Here is a 20,702-nt window from a genome sequence, read left to right as displayed (position 1 = left end):
ACTTGCTTTTTGTTACTACTTTTCGAACACTGTTACACTTTTTTAATTTCGTCCCTGTGCTGGTAGATACTCTGTAAGAATGCCTCACCTCCCTTTCTAATACTAGCTTATCATCTAAATCCTTAAAAACTTGTTGTTTCCTAATAATTGATGTTTTTCATCATTTTATTAAGTACCTTATGAATACTATTATGTTATAAAAGACCTTTTAATTTTTCTTCAAGTTTATACGCGTCTATGTAGATGGCGCGTCTGACTGGGTAAATAATTTCTTCTTCTTGGAGTTTTTGTAGTACGTTGGTAATCGTGTTGGGGTTGAGGTTCGTGTATTGGGCGATCATGCCTTTACTGATTGGCTTTGGAAAACAGATCATATCTTGGTCGCTCGTTTCTTCACCAAACTTATTCCCGAGGCTAAGTAAGGCCAGGCTAATTCGCTGTTCAGAGGGGAGTCTGAGTAGATCTTCTTTTTCCATCATCCGGCCTACTTGATTTTGCATGTGCACGTAGTGATAAAAGTAGCCTTCTTGTGTGTTGATTACCTTCTCGATGATGTCTTCTTTCTCATATTTCGTAACGACTAGTTCACTTGAGATGACCTGGTAGGAATATTCAGCCGCGCTTCCAAGTAGTAAGTTTGTTAAGCCGAGTATATCTTTACCTGCAAAGAAGTCAATTGCTTTTTCGCCATCTTTCGTAGCGATAATATGTCCTGATTCGATAAAATAAATTTCGTTGATTTCTTCGTTTTCACCGATGATGATCTCGCTTTTCCGGTATTTCTTTTTAACACCTTGTAGCGGAAAAATCTTATCTTCTTGTAAAAAGCTTCGGAATTTTTCTTTACTAAATTGACTTTCGATATTTTCTTGGTTATATAAAAACTGCATTTCTTCTACCTTATTCCTCATCTATGTTTGCCTCCTTCAAAATTATTGTTTGCTTTCCTCTGCCTACTTATACTTTAACAGCTGATGTATTAAAAATCGGATTTTTCTAATAACTTGATTTTATTTTTCATTTCTTTAGAAAAACTAGACAAGTAGCTGCTGGTTTGAAATAGTTTATGACCTTTTATTACATCGTCTGGTACAAACTCTAATCGAGATAAAAATCGCCTTACCCATTAATTTGAGTAAGACGAAAATCAAGCTTTACACAAAATGAGCGAAAGTGTCTGTATTCAGGAGATTTGATGGAAGCTGGAGAACTGCGCATACTGTGGGCGATTTATTTGGGCTATATCCCAAACTCTCAGCCTTTGTTTATTTTACTCGGATTATTACTATTGATATTTCTAGATGTTTACCTGCTTTATCATATGCTATAAGCTTACTGTGGCTGTTGTTGTTTTGATTTTTCTTAGGGTGTAGAATTTTTGAATGTGCTAACCTTCATTGTTGCACCTGTATATGTTGTGTCATTTTGGAGAAGGAACATCTTCAGTCCAGTTTTCAGGACACTCTAATTCTATCAAGCTTTGAAATTCTCATGTTCTGCATTTCTAGAGTACTTCATTCCGTTTGTTACTATTTTGCGAACTTTGATTTCTTTTCTGATTATCCGTGTCATTTAGTAACAAAGACTCCCTTTTAGCTCCTTCAAATCCCAGTTATATCCTTTGTCTGTTTATGCTTTAACAAGGACAACACTAGAGAATAAACGAATCAATTCAATACATCTCCGAGCTTCTCCTCTAGCCTCAAAAGATCTATATGCATTGATCTATGCATGGACTCCACAATTTTCTCTGCTTGCAATTTTTGAAATACGGCCGTGATTGTATTTGGGTTCAAGTTCGTATATTTAGCGATCATGCCTTTATTAATAGGTTTCGGAAAGATCGTCTTATTGGTTTTTAAAATTCTCTTGCCATATTTTTGGGATAATCTGAATAAAGCCAAACTAATGCGTTGTTCTGATGGCAGTCGTAATAATTGTTCTCGTTTCATCATTTGAAGGACGTAGTTTTGCATGTGTACATAATGATAGAAATAACCTTCTTGCGCGTTTAACATTTTTTCGATGATATCTCCTTTATCATACCTAATCACTGAAACTTCATCTGAAATTGCTTCAAAAGAATAGTGGGACTGACTGTTTAGCATCAAATCTTCAAGCCCGATAACGTCTTCTTCCGTATAGAAACCAACAACGCGCTTATTGCCTTTGGTAGCCATGATATAACCAGATACAATAAAGAAAGTTTCCTCCACTGCCTCTGATTCCAAAATAATCTGTTCGTATTTTTTGTATTGCTTGACGCTCCCTTTAATAGGATATATCTGATCATTTTGTAAAAATTGAAGTAGTTTTTCTTTGCTAAAATCTTCTTTTACTACATCTGCCCTATACAGAAAATCCATTTCAACTGCTTGCTGTTTCATATTTTTCGTCTCTCTTTCCATTATTATCTTTGTATGCTTAATACAATATCGATACTATCATGGATAGATGCCTCTCTTTTTCTAGATAAATGGATTTTTTTAGTGTATTTATTACTATTTCGCGAAGTTTTTGATTTTTGTATAATTTTTTACTATCGCAATATTTGCGATTTTATTCTAAAGCCTTTACTATTAAAGTATCTTTACAAGATTAGAAGGGAGAATTCTAATGAAAAATATTATTACTGCATCCGAATATCGAAGGTTAACATTGCTTAATCTCTTGTTCTTCACGGAAAAATCGTTGAGTAAAAATAAGCTTAGTGAGCAGGTTCAGTGTTCTCTTAATACATTAAATGCAGATGTAAAGCTATTAAATTCTATCCTCCCTGTAGAACTCGCACATATATTTGAAGAAGACAAGCGTCTATTTTTAAAAGTCGCCCCCAAAGTTAATTTTGACTATTTGACTGCCTATATGATTACGGAGAGCGATTTATTTGAACTTTCCTTATCTGTCTTTAATGATGAAAAGCTGACAATTGCCAATTGGACGGAAAAACATTATATTAGCCTTGCTTCTTTTTATTTAAAACTAAAAGAAGTAGATACTTTTTTAGCTCGCAGTAGGCTAATCTTAAACAATGCCCCTTTGCAAATCGAGGGCAATGAAATTAATATTCGTTTTTTCTTTTTTCACCTTTTTAGCAAAAGCTATCCTTATTCTGGCTGGATTAACGAAGATAATGATTATGAAAGTATCAACCACTTTATTCAGAAATTTGAAAAACATATGGGTGTCTTTTTTTCACTTAGTACTCGGATGGAGTATGCTATTGCAATCAGTATTTGTTTAACTCGTATAACACAGGGGCATGCTGCTGAACTGAGCAATGAAGAGAAAGAAGCGATTGATGATATTTATAATTTTTACAATACCGATCAGTTAGATTTTAGTGACCTTGAACAGTTTCTGGGTGCTCCTATCGAGTTAATCGAGCGCTATGTCATTCTAAATATCAGTTTTTTATGCACTTTTACAGATTTGACACTGGAACATACAAAAAAACGAATTAAATATCACCAACAATTTCGTAAACATCGGGTACACCTCACAGAAAACCTCATTTCATTGCTCGATAGTCGGATGCTTAATACCGAAATTGTCGAACTTGCAGTACTTGATTATTTAACTCGCTTTAATTTTGTGAAAAAAACAAATCTTATTCTAGATATAGATTATTTCTCGAAAAAATTGTTACCCGATATCATTACCATCCCTGAAATTAAAAATGTTCTTCAAAAGTATGAACGTATACCAGAGTATTTTTTTATTAGAGATAATAAGGATGTTATTGCGACCTATATTCATAACTTATTTAATATTAGTTTATTAAACGAAACGCTTACTAATCGGTTACGCGTAAAAATTATTTCGAAAAGCGGTTTTATTTGGGAAGAATATTTAAAAGGACAAATTCGACAGTTTTACTCTGAAGAATCTATTATATTTTGCGAAGAATTAGAGCCTAAGGAACATTGGCCACAATATGATTTAATTATTAGTGATTTCCCAGTGGAAGTACCTGGTGAAGTGGAAGTATTGGTCTGGCATGTTCCACCAGCCGATCGTGATTTCAAACAATTAGCGGATATTATTAAAGATAGGTATCAGGAAACTATTGAATAAATCAGTGAACCAAAAAACGACACAAAATCCGATTTAGATTTTGTGTCGTTTTTTTTATAAGAAAATTGTCGCTGCTTTTTTTAAGATACTATCCGTACTTTTAGTGATATCCCTATACACTTCTTGATTTATTCTTCTATATAATACCCGATTTCCTTCCTGAACTTCAAATTGATCGCGTATTCGTGCCATTTTTTTCACTGCTACCTCATAACTTGGATAAACGCCGAGCGCTACGGCAACGCAAATTGCTGCACCAATGCTGGCAGAACCGTTGACCTCATTTCGCATTGCTGGAATACCAAATACATCAGCGAAAATTTGCATTAATAACGCGCTATTTGAGCCACCACCAGATATGATAATTTTATCAAGGGTGATTCCTAACTCGGCGGACATCTCTTCCACGCGATTTTTCATGGTTAGGGCGATTGCTTCTAAAATGGAACGATACATGTGAGCACGCGTATGCCTTGCGTCAAAGCCAATCATCATGCCTTTTCGGTACGGTGCATCATCGGGTGCTAGCCAATCGAGTACTGTCATCAAACCATCAGACCCCGCAGGAACTTGCTGCGCTTCCCGATTCAAATACTCTTCCACAGAATGTCCATCTTGATGCGCTTTTAACATAATATCATCACCTAAAAGTTCCTTAAACCAGCTCACCGTCCACATCCCGCGCCTAATCCCGTTACTTTCATAAAGATATTGATGCGGCGTGGACGCAAAATTCGTCCAAAACGCCGTCGTGCCTTTCGGATTATCATGCCCCGGAATCATCGCCGCAATATACGTTCCAAGCGAAATCAGCGCCGTATTCTCAGCCAACAATCCCGCTCCAAGTGCCTCCACCGCTTTATCGTTCGCCGTCGCAACAACCGGAATCCCCTCAGGAATCCCCATCGCGTGCGCCGCCTCCTTCGTAACTTGTCCTAAAATCGAGCCCGGCATCTGCAACTCGAATAACATCTCGCGAGGAATCCCAAACTGCTGAATCACCGTCTCATCCTCACTCCAAGCCCAAGTATCCGTATCAATCGGCCACTGTCCCTGATAATTCGCCGCCGTATCCACAAACTCCCCCGTCAAACGCTGCGTCACGTACCCAGAAGTCGTCGTCACATACGCCACATCCGCGTCTTCATGCACGTAAGGCTTCGAAACCCGCGCATCCATCCAGCTCATCACAGGCGACGCCAAACTCCCATCCTTTTTCAACAACGCCCGACAAAACCGAATCGTACACAGTCCAAGTCCAATAATATCCGCTTTATTTCCCGGGAAATTATCCATCGCGGCCTTGCTTGCCACAATAAGAGAATCCCACAAGTCATCGTCTGGATGCTCCACCACGCCGTTCTCCGCCAAATGCATCGGCTGTAAGTCACACTTTCCCTCACTTACAATCGTACCCTCCAAATCAAAAATAACGACCTTCGAGCTCTGCGAACCCCCATCAATCCCAATAATATATTTCTTCGTCATCTGCATCGAAACCTTCTTTTCCGTCAAATTCGCCTTAGCGTACCAAATAACCACCGTCCACAACGAGTAAATGTCCATTCACATAATCCGAAGCACGGCTCGCAAGGAACACCGTCGTTCCCATCAAATCCTGCGTCTCGCCCCAACGGTTCGCCGGAATATGATCCAATACCCGCTGATTCGTTTCCGGATTGCTCCTTGTCGCCGTTGTGATTTCCGTCGCGTAATACCCCGGCGCGATCCCGTTCACCTGAATATTATACTGCGCCAACTCATCACAATACGCCTTCGTCAAGCCCGCAATCCCGTGCTTCGTCGCCGCATACGCCGGTGACCACTGCCCACCAAGAAACGAAAACAGCGAACAAATATTAATAATTTTCCCGCTCCGTTGCGGAATCATCCGTTTCGAAGCCTCATAACTAAGTTCAAAAGCCGCCGTCAAATTCAGCTGAATCATCGGATCCCACTGCTCCCGCCCGAAATCCTGCACCTCCGCAAGCTTACAAATCCCAGCCGAATTCACCAAAATATCCACCGAACCAAGCGCCTCCACACACCCGTCAATGACCTGCTTCGGCACGCCCTCCTTCGTAATATCCGCTTGCATAAACACCATTTTCCCGCCAGCCTCATTAATCAACCGCTCCGTCGTACCATCATCCGCAACAATACTCGGAATAAAAAGATTCGCTCCAGCCTTCGCAAGCGCCAACGCAAAAGCCTGTCCAAGCCCCGAATTCCCACCAGTCACAATCGCATTTTTACCTTTTAACGAAAAGAAATCCATTTCAAAATCTTGTATATTCATCTTATTTTCCTCCCTCAAATTGTCTCTATTGAAGCCATCACAGCTTGTTTTCGCTGTTTAATATCACGCATTAGTAACGCACAAAATAGCAATGCCATTCCCGTTGCAACAAGCCCAAGAATCCACATATTCCGATACGCATGCGTCGCCACGAGCGTGTCCTGCCAATGCCCAATCAGTGGGTAAATAAACACATCCGGCAAAAAGCCAATTAAAGACGCCACACCAATCGTCGTTCCCATCGTCGCGCTCGGCGTCCCAGCCTCACCAATCGTCGCAAAATACATCCCGCGCGATACATAGTTGAAGAATGCCAGCAATAATACTAGTCCAATCATCACAAAAATAATGCTCGCACTCGCTGGAATCACAATAATACAAATCAGCCCAATAAACGTCACGATACTGCCAATAAAGATAATCTTCGTCGGCGATTTCAACCGCGTTTTTGCCGAAACTAGTGCACCAACTGGCCCCGCGATCGTTCGGAAAACCTGATTCCGAATCATCCCGATAAACGTTGCCATCACAACTGGCATCGCAAAAATATCAATCAAATAACTGGTCGTATAACTAAGCACCGCAAAAATCGTATACACACCCATGATAATCAAGCTACAATACCACGTCGTCCGTTTTCTCAAAACAAGTAGAATATCCCTTGCTGTCGTTTTTTCTGATTTTGGAATCGCGGCTCGCATTTTTTTCGACTCCTCAGGCACCACAAACCAGCACAAAACCCCAAATACAATATAGAAAATTCCGTACGTGACCATCACGGCCTTCAAACTATTCGGATTCGAGTCAGCGCCGAAAAGCTGGAACATCCACAACGTCAAAAATGCCGTCACAAGCGCACCAAATCCACGCATCCCTTCCGCAAATCCGAGTAAACTTCCTTGCTCCTCCGCTGTTCCTAGAATCGCAACCGCCTTCACCGTCGCCGACCACATAAATAATACCGTCGTGATCGCCAGTAACACCTGAATCACAAGCAACATCCAATATGGCGGATAGAGCGCCATCACAAACGCTAGTCCACCAGTAATCAGCATCGAAAACGTAATCAATTTCTTATGTGAAAATTTGTCCGCGATCACCCCACTCGGTGCATAGAGTATCATCGCCGCCGTACCATAAATACTCATAATAAAACCTACCTGCGTTGCGCTCAGCCCCATTAAAGACTCCATCGGCACTTGATAATTATATTTTAAATATGGTAACTCGAAGCTCATGCCACCCGTCATACCAATGATTGCGATAATAAACCAACGACTATATTTTGCCTTCTTCATAGTTTGCCCCCTTAGTCGATCGAAAACGCTTACATTATTTGGATAAAACACCATTTTCCGATCTACTTCTTTTTAAAAATCAGATATCATCCCATACTTCCGGACTCGTCGAAGAAATCGCAACGGCCCCAGCGCGTAACGCCGTCAACACATCTTCCTTATCACAAACCAGCCCACTCGCAATCACCGGCTGACTAATCGCATCCTGCACCCAACCAAGCACCTTTGGCATACATCCTGGCAAAATTTCCACACAATCCGTTTTTGAAGCCGCCACCTGTTTCGGCAAATTATGATACGACATCGAATCAATCAAGAAAAAGCGGTGAATCGTGTAAAATCCTTTCATTTTAGCTGCCCGCACAATCGCTGGCTTCGAACTAATAATCCCGTCAGCCTCCGTATTTTTCCGCATGAAATCAACAACAATTTCACGATTTGACGTTCCTTCAACTAAATCAATATCCACAAAAGCTATCTTCCCAGCCGCCTTTATTTCCGCTACAATTTGACCGATACTACAAATATTCCCATACAAAATAAATACGAGATGACAGTTTGATTGCACCACTTTTTCAAGCCCAGCATCATCTTTAATTGCAGCAATAATCGGATTATCCGCTAGCAAATCTAACATATTCTCTCTCATCTAAAATCCCCTACTTTCACTAATGTCCCAGTCCCACCACTTCGTAGAGAGACCGAAACATCATCTTACACTAGCTTAATCCAAAAATTCAAGCGGAATAATATTGCCCGCGTTCATCACGTTATTCGGATCAAATGCCTGCTTCAACGTCTTCAAAATATAGAACGAAGAACCGTATTCATCTTTAATCCACGGCGCACGAGCCTTACCTACACCATGATGATGCACCATCGTACCACCACGTTTTAGCGACTCCTCGACGATAATTTTGTTAATCGGGTTGTGGTATTTATGAATCTCCTCCGTAGGCTCACATTTCAAATTGTAATAATACACGAAATACAGATTCGTCCCGTTCATATAACTATGCGAAGAATGCCCGCCAACCCATGTAATATCAGGAACTTCAACCTTCACACGCTTGCAAGCCGCTTCATAGATCGCATTAATTTGACCCCAATTCGCAGCAATTTCTGTCGTGAAGCCCATATTTTTCGTAGCAACAATCTCCTCACGCTCCTCCGCGACCTGCTCTGGGAACCAATTCAAGTTATCAAACCAATCCGAAATAAGTTGGCTTTCCACCTGTTCACATTGTTTATATTTTGCAACAATCTCCTCAATCCCAGCACCCGTTGCCGCCGTAATCCCCACAGGCCCTTCCGCCATAAAAATCAACACACATTTATCCGTTTGGAAATTCGAAAAATGTCCCGCCGCGTCTGCCACATCATAAAGTCTTGCGATCGAAGGTTTATACCCTGCAACCATCACCTCTCGCAAAATTTCAAATCCGACTTTCATATCATCCAATGTATAACCATAGAAACGATGATTCTCCGGCATAAACTTGAATATTTTCACCGTAACTTCCGTGATATAACAAAGCGCGCCTTCATTTCCAACGACAACATGACGAATATCAGGCCCCGCCGCACGTCTCGGTACATTTTTAATCCGAGTCACTTCACCATTTGGAAAAACCGCCTCAAGCCCAACGATCATATCCTCAATCCCACCATACAATGTGGAGAATTGCCCCGTACTGCGCGTTGCAACCAGCCCACCCATCTGAGCAAGCGGTTTTGATTGCGGCGAATGCCCCGTCGTCAAACCCTTCGCACGCAGCTGATTCTCAATATCTTCAAGTACCACACCAGCCTCACACGTCACTTGCATATTATATTCATCAATCTCAATCACCCGATCAAGCCCCGAGCCATCCAGCACAATATGATTCGGCTTCACAGATTCGAGCATACTCTCAAGCGCCGAATTTCCCGTCCTCGGAATACAGTTAACCCCATTTTCATTACAAAACTTCAACACATTCGCGATATCATCCGTACTTCGCGCCTTCACAATTGCCGCTGGAATCGGTTGCGTAAACACCCCCGAAATATCCTCATACTTCCGATAACGGTCAATACTACTATGTTTTAACTCCTCTTCCTCCGTCACCAAATTCTCCGCCCCGACCAATTTCGCCATTGCTTCCCTAACTTCCTCACATGATAAAACCATCTCTAGATTACCCCTTTCAATCTGTAAAATTTTATAAATTGGTAAATTTTTCTGTATTTAGAGCACAAAAAAAAGCGCACTCCTACAAATTAGGAGTCGCTTATCTCAATTCTCTAGCAACTAACTACAGTATATAGAACGCTTACATAGAAGTCAAGGTTGAAAAGCTGAAAGAGCCCGTTTAGGCCCGAAAAAAATTGTTAGGGGGCGCAGTAAAAGTCCTCCTTTGACTTTTATGGAGGCCACGAAATTTTCGAGGGACTGGCTCTTGAAGCTGGATCTGAAAACGATGATACGTCGAGTACCGGAGCGTTCCCGCATACACGATTGCCATACTTTGAGCTACTTCCATACTATTCTCAACCACTATCTCTCCCAGCTCCGAAAAAACTGGAGCGGCCGCAGTAAAAAGCCGTTCTTGCTTTTTATGGAGGGCTTAAAGTTTTCGAGGAGCTAGCCCGTGAAGCTAGATCGGGAAGCGATGATACGTCAAATCCCAGAGCATTCCCATAGAATATGATTGTCACGCGTTGAACTATCGCCAAATTATTCTTAATCCGCTGTTAGGCCCGAAAAAAATTGTTAAGGGGCGCAGTAAAAGCCCTCTTTGACTTTTATGGAGGCCACGAAAATTTCGAGGGGCTGGCTTCCGAAGCTGGATCTAGCGAAAAGCTGAAACGGCCCGTTAGCTCCGAAAAAAACTGGAGCGGCCGCATTAAAAAGCCGCCCTTGCTTTTTATGCGGGCGTGAAGTTTTCGAGTAGCTGGCCGTTGAAGCTAGAAACGAATAAAACTCCAAACTCCTTCTTACAACTTCCTCGCCGGCACCCCAACATAAGTCCCAAACTCATCCGTATCCCTTGTCACGACAGCGCCCGCTCCAATAACAGAAAACTCACCCAGCACAACCCCTGGATTTACAACCGCAGCAGCCCCAACATGAGCCCCACGACCAATCCTCACACCACCAGTTACAGTTGCTCTAGGTGAAACATGAGCCGCTTCCGAAATAATCACATCATGCTCAATAATCGCCCCAGTATTAATAATCACGTGCTTGCCAATAACACAATCTGGTTGAATAACCGTCACAGGCATAACCACACTCCCAGGCTCAATCACAGCCGTTTTCGAAACAATCGCTGTTGGATGAATAACCGTTGCGTACGGGACATTTCCCATTTTCGCGGCAACCTCCGCACGAACTTTATTATCTCCAATAGCGATAAACCAAAGCGTTCCGTCCTCTTGAAACTTCTCAAAATCATCAAATGGAGCCATAAATCGTCCATCCATTTCTTCATAACTTGTATATTTATTATCTAAAATACCGATGATCGCGTACTCACCTTGTTGCTCTATACACTCTCTAATAACTTTACTATGCCCGCCGTCTCCAACTATAATTACATTTTTCATCAAGACTCTCCTTTGCATATGCTCTTCATTCAAGTATACCACGAGAAAACCCAACTTCTGTAATTATTTTCGCTCTTTCACACAAAAAATACCCCGCTAACATTCCTAGCGAGGCATCCATCTTTCTATTCAAAAATTATTATTGAGGTGTATCAGAAAGTGTCCATGTTAACGTTGTTGCATAATCAGAATCGGCATATTTCGCTGATTTACCTGGAACTGTTAGTGTTACAGCATCTGCTGCTGCAGTGTTATCTGCTCCAAATTTGTCTACCCATTGACCCATACCTTGATTGGCTGTTGCATTCATAACCATTGATGCTGTACCATTCGGGTTCAATTTGATTTGTTGATTCACAGTTGGTGCTGTTACGCCTGCGCCAGTTTTTGTTATCGCAGTTCCTTTTGTAATCGCGATTTCTGCGCCTTCAAGGTCACGTGCTGAGCCGTCTTTTAATTGGCCATTTTGCGCTACTGTTAAGTTCCAACCAGCGTTATTCCCACGGTTATCGGTTACTTGCACGTTGTTTGGTGCGTCTACATATTCACCGCCAACTTTAACTTTGTCTAGTTTCGCATTGTATGTTTTCGTTTCCCCAGAAATTTCTTGGGTACCAAAATCAAATTCGGATACGTAGCCAATGCTTAATGGGCCGCCTGTTCCTGGGTTTACGCCTGCATCCGGATCAAGTGGTTGGTCCGGATCAAGTGGATTGACTGGAGGAATAATCGTTTCTTCTGCTTGTTTCGTGAAGCTTACTTTGCTGTCTGTTGTTAACGATCCAACTTCTGCTGCGGATGCTTGGTGACCCATACCGAAAGTTGCTGCTACTGCTGAGATTGTTACTAAACCGATTACTGCATATTTTTTGATTGTCATGTGAAAAGTTCTCCTTTGAAGTGCCAGGATTTGATGAAGCTACCCCGAGATCACTTGGTCTTACTTGTATTCTGCCATGTTAAGAAATATCCTGCGATTCTCTTAGCATCACATCCTTTATCGTTATTTTTATTAAGGTGTATCGTTCAATGTCCAGGTGATACTTGTTTGATAATCTTCATCTGCTTTGACGCCGGTTGTGTTGACTTTCATGCGCAAACCTTGATCTTTTTCCCATTGAATATTTTTATTCGTTTCTGTATCGGATTTGCCTTCATAGATGGTAAAAGCTTGATTGTCTATGATTCGCGTTTCTGTTGTGCCTTTTGTGAAAGTGAAGGCGTTCGTTAGTTTTTTAGCTGTCGGATCTGTCATATTCTCAAAAGGTCCGTTCACTGTCGCTGTTACAGCCCATTGGTCGCCGTTATTTCTCGCATCTGTCACGCCAACATTCCAATCTGTTTTTTCGCGATCGATTGTCGTTTCACTTGATTTAATTTCTGTCGTATTAAATCCGAGTGCTGACGGTGTTTCTGTGAAGCCAAAAGTTGTATTATCTTTGATTTCAACGTGTGAAGTCGCTGTCGCTGTTCCTAATTTGTAAGTCAACGTGTATGTTCCTGATGTGGTCGGTACTGGTGATTCTAATGTGACTTGGTTCGTCAAATCGGCTCCTGATGTCATATCCCAACCTTGCACTTTTGCTTGTTGGCGTAGAAGGGTTGCTACTTGTTCGGACGTCTTGCCTTCGAGATCACTCGTGTTTAACTGCGCATCGCCACTATGCAGCATATAGTTATCTTGTATCTTGGTGTTCTCATCTTTAACGCTGTACGTTACATTTTTTATCGTTTTATTTCCAGCTTTATCTTGGATAGCGATTTGAGCCGTTCTCACGCCGATTGTGGCCGTTGTTGGTGGTGTGACGTAGCTTATCGAAATATTATCGGCTACATCCGCGTCTGCATTATCGTGTACGTTTGTCAGGAAAGTACTTGCAGCCGGAATAGCTGCGCCTTTATCGAGCGTTTGTGTTATCGTATCTGCTGTTGGAGCAATTGTATCTTTCACGGTTATCGTGCTTGTAAAGGTACGTTTGAGGTATTTGCCCGAATTCAATTGTTCATCTACCTCGACCTCTACTGTGCTCGTGCCAACTTTTGAAACGTTCGGTGCTTGGATAAATGTATCCGCTACGCTCAAATTACTTCCAGCTGGCAATGTCACAAAATCGCTTGCTTGGACTGTTTCACCAGTATTGATTGTCTTGCTTTTCGTTGTGATATTGTTCTTCAACACTTGTTTATAGCCATCTGGCGTTATTTCATAGTAAGTTGTGCCGCTTCCTGTCGTGTTTGTAGCATCGAAGTGTTCTGCTTCGCCAGCTTTTTCAATCCAGGCCTTACCTTCTGCATGATAAAATTCTAGGACATCACCATATTCGACTTCTGGTGTACCGTAATTATTTACAAAACTGTCGACAGTATCTGTACCATTAGCTGATTTTGCAAAGTATGGTGTGCCTAATATATGATCGTCTGTTACTTTAGATACTTTTGTACCCACATATGTCGAAGGGAAATAACTGTGTATTCTTATATAACTATAGTACTCATATCTAGCAACTGTATTGGTTAAATAAGGATTAGCACCGTGATGAATGGTTATCGCAGAGACTCCTCGACGTGAAGAGCCAGATGTTTCAATTCCTGATGCGAAAATAGTATCCCCATACTCGATCGTTGTTGGAACAAGGATGGTTTGCGTCACTTGTGTGGTATTATCCGTTACTTTCACTTCCGTATTGGCTGTTCCAACAGTACCGGTTGATGCTTTATTTCCAAAAGCAATAGTCATATTAGTACCATCGTTTTTGATATCTTGAAGAAACGTTTTTGGGTCCATTTTCGAAATATCCGTACCTAGTATCATCGTTTGGGGTTTAGCTACGGCGAATACTTCCTCTTTCACCGTAACTTTTATCACGTCACTTATATTTCCAGAAGCATCTTGGGCTGTAATTTCAAGAACTGTATCTTTCGGTTGAACTGGGATGGTAACGATGTAATCGCCTGATCCGTTTGCTGTCGTTGTTCCAATTTCTGTACCGTTTACTTTGACGGATATTTTCGCACCAGCTTCTGTTTTACCTGTTACTGTGTTCGATGTTGGATAAACCTTCGATGCGGTAGGCGCTTCTGGTGGTGTTTGGTCCGCGTCAACTAGTTGCAGATTTTTATATTGCGTTACTAATTGTTGTCCTGCATCTGTTGAGTTTGGAAATTGGCCGAAAGCAATGAGTTGTGTTGTGGCAGTAGCTGTAAATGTTTTCGAATAGTGTTTCCAAGTCGTGTCATCATTTGCAATCGTTACGCTGGTATTTTCAAGCGATTTATCGGTTTTAAGGCCATCACCAGTTAATTTACCTACGGAAAAATATAATTCATTTTTGCCATCCGTTATGTTACTGGATGCTACACGATAGTCAGCGGAAACCGTGTATGATTTTCCGACAACAAGACCGCTCATTTGCTGTCCAAAACTGCTGTTCACCTTGCCTGTATTATCTGTGACATCTCTTATTTGAATCGCTGCTTCATTTTCAATTTGTAGTGGTTTTACATACACTTGATAGTCAATCGGATTGGTAACTTTATACTCGTCTCCGGTTGCCACCATATTTCTGCTTAGAGCTAGGCTATTATCGAATAAACCTGCTTGTGAATATAGCCACCCTTGATTACCTTGGTTCCCAAATAATGTAAAACTTGCATCTTTAAATAAATTCTTTGTTTGAATCGTGGCACCCAACATCGCACCTGTTTTTAAAGTTTGACTTACTTTCATGGGCTCCTTTATGACTTCTGCTTGAGCAACTCCTGCGAACATCGGTGCTGGCATCATGATTGTGAGCGCAATGGCTACTATTTTCTTTTTCATGACATCACCTTCTCATCTATTTTGTGGTGCGTATTGTTTGTCTGTTTCTTAAGTACGTGATTATTATACCGCTCTCTGCTAAAACTGTTTTTTGATCCGTACTATTTACAAAAGGTGCTACATGAATATCTGCAGTATATATATTCTTCTAGTAGATAATATACGTTATATTCATACTATTCATTGGCTTCCCTGTCTTTATATGTGCCATAATGATGAACATTTGAAAAATCTATATCAGTATTACTCTATTCTACTAAGACTCTTTTTCCTATTTACTTATTCTTCTAGGACAACATCAAAAAAGCCTCATTTTCAGGTTCAAACCAAAGAAAGAGAGCGTTCTATTTAAAAGCCAGAATCATTAGCTCTCAAATTGAAAATTATCCAAAACCTCATTAAAAGCAGATAATAATCACTTAACACTCTCCATAAAAATCAAAGAAACTTAGACTTCATCCCATTTCTACCAATTTGAGAACCATTTTATCGAAACGTTTATTATAATCGCTACACTGCTATTTACACTCCTGGTTCGAAACCTTCACTAAACAACAAAAAACCCCTACAGAGTAGCGATTTCTCATCAGCTACTCGTATAGAGGCTTCTATTTAATCTATAGACTCTTAATCCGTAATAACTACAGATTTCTCATCCATAACTAGACCATTTTTATCTAATAACGCTATTTTTACAACATCCGATTTCGATGTTACTTTACTTTTCAGTCCAACATAGTAGTTAAAGTTGCCGTCTGCTACCGTTCCGCCTAAAGCAAGCGCCGTGCCGTTAACTGTAACTCTTAATGTTTTCGCTGCACCAGTGTAAGTTCCTTTAATTGCACTTGTACTTATTGAGAAAGTAGCTGGTGTAATTGTACCGATTTCTGCTGTTGCCCCCACGATATTAACTGTTTTTGTATCTAATACAGTACCTTTTTCGTCTAAACCTTTGATTGTTACTACATCTGTTGCTTTCGAGATTTTATCGCCAATCCAGAAACTGATTTTACCATCGGCTACTGTTCCGCCTTGATATTCTGTTCCATTGATTGTTACGATAACAGATTTGACTGCTCCTGTGTACGTACCTGTTAATGTTTTATCCCCTGGAGTCGTGTATTTATCTGGTGTTACAGTTCCTGTTGTTACTGGTACTGTTTGTTGCAACGGTACTACTTTACTTTGTAATACGCGTCCGTAAGCATCGTATCCTTCAATAACAACTGTATCTGTAACAGAGCTGATTTTAGTTCCGATGTAGAAACTTACTTGGCCACCAGAAACGGTTCCGCCTGTATATTTTGTACCGTTAATTGTAACTGATACTGTTTTCACATCACCTGTATAGCTCGCTGTTAACGTTCTGTCCGTTGCGATCGTATACATGTTTGGTGTAATTGTCCCTGAAGTTGCTGGTAAATTTTTCGCTACAGATACTTCTGATGTTGCGATTTTGTTACCGTTGCGGTCATAACCATCCACAAAAACAATTTGATTCGTGTTGGTAATCTTGTCTTTTGCATAGAAAATGAATTGGCCGGAAGCAAGGGATCCACCGCTGTATGTTGTGTTATCTACGCGAACTTTTATCGATGTTACGTCGCCTGTGAATGTTCCTGTAATATTAGTGTCTGACCCTACATTGAAGTCATTCGCTTTAACTGTTCCTGTACCGACTCCTGATCCGCTATCCTTTGCATCTGTTAACGCAATTGCGCTTGTTGCGATTTTATTGCCATTAGCGTCATAACCATCGATGCGTGCTGCTTTTGTTTTATCCTTAATCTTATCTAATGCGTAATAGCTGAACGTGCCATTTGATACGCTGCCGCCTGTATATGTTACGCCGTCATAAACTAATCTGATTGACACAACGTCTCCTGTTAACGTTCCTGTTACATTCTTATCTTTGTTGATGACAAAACCGTTTGCTGTTACTGTTCCTGTCCCAACTCCTGATCCGCTATCATTTGCATCTGTTAGCGCAATCTGGCTTGTCGCAATCTTATTCCCTTTAGCGTCATAGCCTTCGATGCTCGCTGCTTTGGTTTTATCTGTAATTTTATCGAGTCCGTAAAAGCTGAAAGTACCATTTGATACGGTTCCACCACTGTATGTGACACCATTGTATACTAATTTTACAGAAACAACGTCGCCAGTTACTTTACCTGTTACGTTCTTATCTTGGTGAATAACAAAACCATTGGCTGTTACTGTCCCAGTGCCTGGCGTGTTATCGCTGTTTGCCTTCACAATATTAGCAGTTTTCGTGCTTAAAACATTTCCGTATTGATCTAAACCTTCTATTTTGAAAGTACCGGCTGCTGTCGCTTTATCTAGTGCGTAGAAAGTGTACGTTCCTTTCGCGCTGTCGATAGAACCGCCAGTGTAGACGTTCGAACCGATTGTAATGCGGAAACTCTTCACATCACCTGTAAAAGTACCAACGATGTATTTGTCTTTACCGATGGTGAAATCGTTTGTTGTGATTGTTCCTGTTTGTGTTGTTTGCGTAACTATTACTTCTGATTTTGGACTTACGTTACCATTTGGTGCTGTTTCTGTTACTTCTAGTTTAGCGCCTGCTTCTTGTGCTGGGATAGTCACGGACCAGTTGCCATCATCGCCAACTGTTGCCGTGTATTCTGCGCCATCTGGTGTTTTCACAGTGATTGTATCACCTTTTGTGCCTGTACCAGTTGCTTTTGTGTCAGAATCTTTCACAGGGTTTACGATTGGTTTGGCAGGTGTACGATTATCTTTTACGATTGTGTTTGCAGTAGATGTTTTACCATTTAGTGTTGCTGTTGCTGTTACAACTGTTCCTCCTGGTTGTTTTGCAATCGTCAAACTGTAAATACCATCTGATCCTACGCGACCAGTTGCTAATTGTTTGCCATCTTGGTCTTTGATAACCACTGTTGCGTTTGGTTCTGCTGTTCCTGTTGCTACTGTGGAATCTGTTGTTAATGGCGCAATCGTTGTCGCTTCAATACCATCACGTTTTACCGTTGTATTGGCGCTCGATGTTTTACCATTAGAAGTAGCTGTTGCTGTCACAACTGTTCCTTCTGGTTGTTTTGCGATCGTCAAGCTGTAAATACCGTCTGATCCTACGCGACCGGTTGCTAGTTGTTTGCCGTCTTGGTCTTTAATAACCACTGTTGCGTTTGGTTCTGCTGTTCCTGTTGCTGATGTTGAATCTGTGGTTAGAGGATTAATCGTTGTTTGATCAATACCATCACGTTCTACAATGGTAGATGCATCCGATGTGAATCCTGCTAGTGTCGCTGTTGCTGTCACAACTGTTCCTTCTGGTTGTTTTGCAATCGTCAAACTGTAAATACCATCTGATCCTACGCGACCGGTTGCTAATTGTTTGCCGTCTTGGTCATTAATTACCATAGTTGCATTTGGTTCTGCTGTTCCTGATGCAGTTGTGGACTCTGTTGTCACTTTGTTAATCGTTGTTGTATCAATTTCACCGCGAACAACGGTTGTTTGCGCCGTCGATGTTTTACCATTTGACGTCGCAGTAGCAGTCACGACTGTTCCGGCTGCTTGTTTAGGAATAGTAATGCTATATTTGCCATCAGATCCTACTTTTCCAGATCCAAGTACATCACCAGCACTATTTTTGATCTGAATCGCAGCGTTTGCTTGTGCTGTTCCTTCTGCTTGTGTTGATTTTGTTGTTAGCGCTGAAATGGTCGTTTGATCCAAGTCGCCTTGTGTTACAGTAGTTGTTGCAGATGAAGCCGCTTCGCCAACTGTCGCTGTTGCTGTGACTCTTGTGCCTACATCTTGTTGTGAGATAGTAATACTGTAGCTGCCGTCTGATCCTGCTTTTCCAGAACCGATGACTTCCCCATTTGCTTTGATTTCAATCGCTGCGTTTGGTTCCGCTGTTCCTGTTGCTGTTGTCGAATCTGTTGTTAGAGAAGCAATCGTTGTTTGTGCAATCGCTGCTTGTTTCACTGTTGTTGTTGCAGAAGAAGTAATACCGTTAGCTGTTGCTGTTGCTGTTACTTTTGTACCCGCAGCTTGTTTAGGAATAGCAATACTGTAGTACCCATCTGATCCTACTTTTCCAGTTCCAAGTGTATTTCCTGCCGCATCCTTAATAACGATGTTTGCGTTTGGTTCTGCTACACCAGTTGCTTTTGTTGAATCTGTTGTAAGCTCATCAATAGTCGTTTGAGCAATATTCGTCATGGCATAACTACCACCGAAAAGTTTCGCTGTTGTTTTACTTACAAATTGTGATTTGAATTGCGCGCTGTTTGACGTTAGATTCTTTTGGCTGATGTTTCCTTTATCCCAACCAGACAAATCAAGTGTTGCGGTTGTAAAATCATTGTAGTTATGTGTCGGTAATGCATCGTTGATTCGGCCTGAATCCCAAGTGGATAGACCCTTATCCGAATTAATGTTAATATTTGTTGAACTTCCTGCATAGTTAGCAAAAACAGATCCAACAGTATTCGTATTGGTAATCGCAAAATTCGAACCGTTCTCAAATACTAATTTACCACCTGTTTGGACAGTCCCTTGTTTACCTGGTGAAGTAGCTACGAAATCAGCGCCAGTTTGAACTGTCAAATTACCACTTGTAATCGAGATACCTTCTTCAGTCAAGTCACCAGCAGCTGCTTTGAATTTAGCTCCTGTTTTAACAATCATGTTTCCGCCTGAACCTGCTGTATAAATTGCTTGCTCCGTGGTAGATGTTAAGTCCATGTTTCCTGCAACAGAGATTTGTGTATTGCTGTTATGACCGTAGATCGCATAATCTTTTGCATTTACTTTCAAATCAGAGTTGGCTTCTTGCGTCAAGCTTCCATATAAACGAATTGCAGGGCATCCAGATGTAGAAGTGAAATCAACTTTTGCTCCCCCTGCAATCGTAAGTGTTGTTCCTTGATACACTTCTTCATGGTTCGCGCTTGCTACGATGTTCCCTTCTAAAATAGTTGTACCCTTAGAGTTATATACGAATTGTTGACCGCTAGAAGTTACATCCTTATACGTGACTTTTACACCTGTATATTCTGACCAGAATAACGGATATATGTTTTGATTTGTGATTGTTAGATCTTCCACGCGATTGACTGAACTGGCTTTTGCGATTCCAATTCTGTTAAAACTCATATCAATCGAATGACCATTACCGTATAGACTTTTTTGCGTTGTGAAATTAAAACTTGTTGTTACTTTAATATCTGCTGTTAATTTAATATCTGTTATACTTGTATTTAATAATGCTGCTTTCAGTTCAGCAAACGTTGCTACTTCTGTGGCATTAGCAGGTGCTGCTGCCAATACTGCGTTTTTCAGTGCAGTCTCACTCGCGAAGACGTTGACTGGTAATGTGTTCAATAATGAGCTCCCAACCAATACGGTTGCTAAGGCTATTGTGCTAGTTTTTTTGATGATATTTTTTTTCGTTGACATTAATAAATGCCCTCCTTATTTTAATTGCTATATTTTATATTTTGTAACTATTTCCGAGATGGCGTCCAGAACGCTTAACCTCATATCCATCTACTTCGTCTCCTCATTAACCACCACCTTTTCTAATTCTAAAACGAAATGTCACTGGTCATCCTTGGTT

General features: G+C 41.1%; 12 protein-coding genes. 1 reads left to right on the top strand and 11 read right to left on the bottom strand.

Translation table 11 applies throughout. The features are described 5' to 3' along the window. Window positions 1-194: 194 nt before the first annotated feature. Window positions 195-911, bottom strand: a complete 717-nt coding sequence (locus UE46_RS00860) for a Crp/Fnr family transcriptional regulator (RefSeq protein ID WP_036059016.1) — start codon at window positions 909-911, stop codon at window positions 195-197. A gap of 756 nt (window positions 912-1,667) precedes the next feature. Further along, window positions 1,668-2,387 carry a Crp/Fnr family transcriptional regulator gene (locus UE46_RS00855; RefSeq protein ID WP_036059015.1) on the bottom strand — a complete coding sequence of 240 codons (720 nt, stop codon included), beginning with the start codon at window positions 2,385-2,387 and terminating at the stop codon, window positions 1,668-1,670. Between the two features lie 229 nt (window positions 2,388-2,616). Here UE46_RS00855 and UE46_RS00850 point away from each other — a divergent pair, with 229 nt between their 5' ends. After that, window positions 2,617-4,077, top strand: coding sequence for a helix-turn-helix domain-containing protein (locus UE46_RS00850; RefSeq protein WP_036059013.1), 1,461 nt, complete (start codon window positions 2,617-2,619; stop codon window positions 4,075-4,077). A 54-nt stretch (window positions 4,078-4,131) separates the two neighbouring features. Here UE46_RS00850 and UE46_RS00845 read toward each other — a convergent pair whose 3' ends face one another. The 9 genes from UE46_RS00845 to UE46_RS00805 all read right to left on the bottom strand — a co-directional run bounded on the left by UE46_RS00845 (window position 4,132) and on the right by UE46_RS00805 (window position 20,542). Continuing rightward, a complete protein-coding gene (locus tag UE46_RS00845) occupies window positions 4,132-5,643 on the bottom strand; it encodes an FGGY-family carbohydrate kinase (protein WP_233230959.1) in 1,512 nt (503 codons plus the stop codon). Then, window positions 5,600-6,376, bottom strand: coding sequence for an SDR family oxidoreductase (locus UE46_RS00840; RefSeq protein WP_036059011.1), 777 nt, complete (start codon window positions 6,374-6,376; stop codon window positions 5,600-5,602). The genes UE46_RS00845 and UE46_RS00840 overlap by 44 nt, the downstream gene beginning before the upstream one ends. Before the next feature lie 14 nt (window positions 6,377-6,390). Next, window positions 6,391-7,674 carry an MFS transporter gene (locus UE46_RS00835; protein WP_036059010.1) on the bottom strand — a complete coding sequence of 428 codons (1,284 nt, stop codon included), beginning with the start codon at window positions 7,672-7,674 and terminating at the stop codon, window positions 6,391-6,393. 79 nt (window positions 7,675-7,753) lie between these two features. Continuing rightward, window positions 7,754-8,323 carry a glycerol-3-phosphate responsive antiterminator gene (locus UE46_RS00830; RefSeq protein WP_036059009.1) on the bottom strand — a complete coding sequence of 190 codons (570 nt, stop codon included), beginning with the start codon at window positions 8,321-8,323 and terminating at the stop codon, window positions 7,754-7,756. A 75-nt stretch (window positions 8,324-8,398) separates the two neighbouring features. Then, window positions 8,399-9,847 carry an FAD-binding oxidoreductase gene (locus UE46_RS00825; RefSeq protein ID WP_036059007.1) on the bottom strand — a complete coding sequence of 483 codons (1,449 nt, stop codon included), beginning with the start codon at window positions 9,845-9,847 and terminating at the stop codon, window positions 8,399-8,401. An 806-nt stretch (window positions 9,848-10,653) separates the two neighbouring features. Continuing rightward, a complete protein-coding gene (locus tag UE46_RS00820) occupies window positions 10,654-11,265 on the bottom strand; it encodes an acetyltransferase (RefSeq protein ID WP_036059006.1) in 612 nt (203 codons plus the stop codon). 139 nt (window positions 11,266-11,404) lie between these two features. Continuing rightward, on the bottom strand, window positions 11,405-12,145 hold the full coding sequence (locus UE46_RS00815) for a WxL domain-containing protein (RefSeq protein WP_036059005.1): 741 nt from the start codon (window positions 12,143-12,145) through the stop codon (window positions 11,405-11,407). Between the two features lie 132 nt (window positions 12,146-12,277). After that, window positions 12,278-15,085 (bottom strand): Ig-like domain-containing protein, encoded by a 2,808-nt coding sequence (locus UE46_RS00810; protein WP_118907339.1) that lies wholly within the window; start codon window positions 15,083-15,085, stop codon window positions 12,278-12,280. 627 nt (window positions 15,086-15,712) lie between these two features. Further along, window positions 15,713-20,542, bottom strand: a complete 4,830-nt coding sequence (locus UE46_RS00805) for an immunoglobulin-like domain-containing protein (RefSeq protein ID WP_118907338.1) — start codon at window positions 20,540-20,542, stop codon at window positions 15,713-15,715. Between the last annotated feature and the right edge of the window lie 160 nt (window positions 20,543-20,702).

The sequence above is a fragment of the Listeria weihenstephanensis genome (assembly GCF_003534205.1).
Classification (GTDB): domain Bacteria; phylum Bacillota; class Bacilli; order Lactobacillales; family Listeriaceae; genus Listeria_A; species Listeria_A weihenstephanensis.
Note: the sequence above shows the minus strand (reverse complement) of the source record. Positions and strands in the feature narration are given on the sequence as shown.

Coding starts and splice junctions, on each gene's coding strand:
- UE46_RS00860 (WP_036059016.1), bottom strand. CDS start 911: ATGAGGAATAAGGTAGAAGAAATGCAGTTTTTATATAACCAAGAAAAT.
- UE46_RS00855 (WP_036059015.1), bottom strand. CDS start 2,387: ATGAAACAGCAAGCAGTTGAAATGGATTTTCTGTATAGGGCAGATGTA.
- UE46_RS00850 (WP_036059013.1), top strand. CDS start 2,617: ATGAAAAATATTATTACTGCATCCGAATATCGAAGGTTAACATTGCTT.
- UE46_RS00845 (WP_233230959.1), bottom strand. CDS start 5,643: ATGGACATTTACTCGTTGTGGACGGTGGTTATTTGGTACGCTAAGGCG.
- UE46_RS00840 (WP_036059011.1), bottom strand. CDS start 6,376: ATGAATATACAAGATTTTGAAATGGATTTCTTTTCGTTAAAAGGTAAA.
- UE46_RS00835 (WP_036059010.1), bottom strand. CDS start 7,674: ATGAAGAAGGCAAAATATAGTCGTTGGTTTATTATCGCAATCATTGGT.
- UE46_RS00830 (WP_036059009.1), bottom strand. CDS start 8,323: ATGAGAGAGAATATGTTAGATTTGCTAGCGGATAATCCGATTATTGCT.
- UE46_RS00825 (WP_036059007.1), bottom strand. CDS start 9,847: ATGGTTTTATCATGTGAGGAAGTTAGGGAAGCAATGGCGAAATTGGTC.
- UE46_RS00820 (WP_036059006.1), bottom strand. CDS start 11,265: ATGAAAAATGTAATTATAGTTGGAGACGGCGGGCATAGTAAAGTTATT.
- UE46_RS00815 (WP_036059005.1), bottom strand. CDS start 12,145: ATGACAATCAAAAAATATGCAGTAATCGGTTTAGTAACAATCTCAGCA.
- UE46_RS00810 (WP_118907339.1), bottom strand. CDS start 15,085: ATGAAAAAGAAAATAGTAGCCATTGCGCTCACAATCATGATGCCAGCA.
- UE46_RS00805 (WP_118907338.1), bottom strand. CDS start 20,542: ATGTCAACGAAAAAAAATATCATCAAAAAAACTAGCACAATAGCCTTA.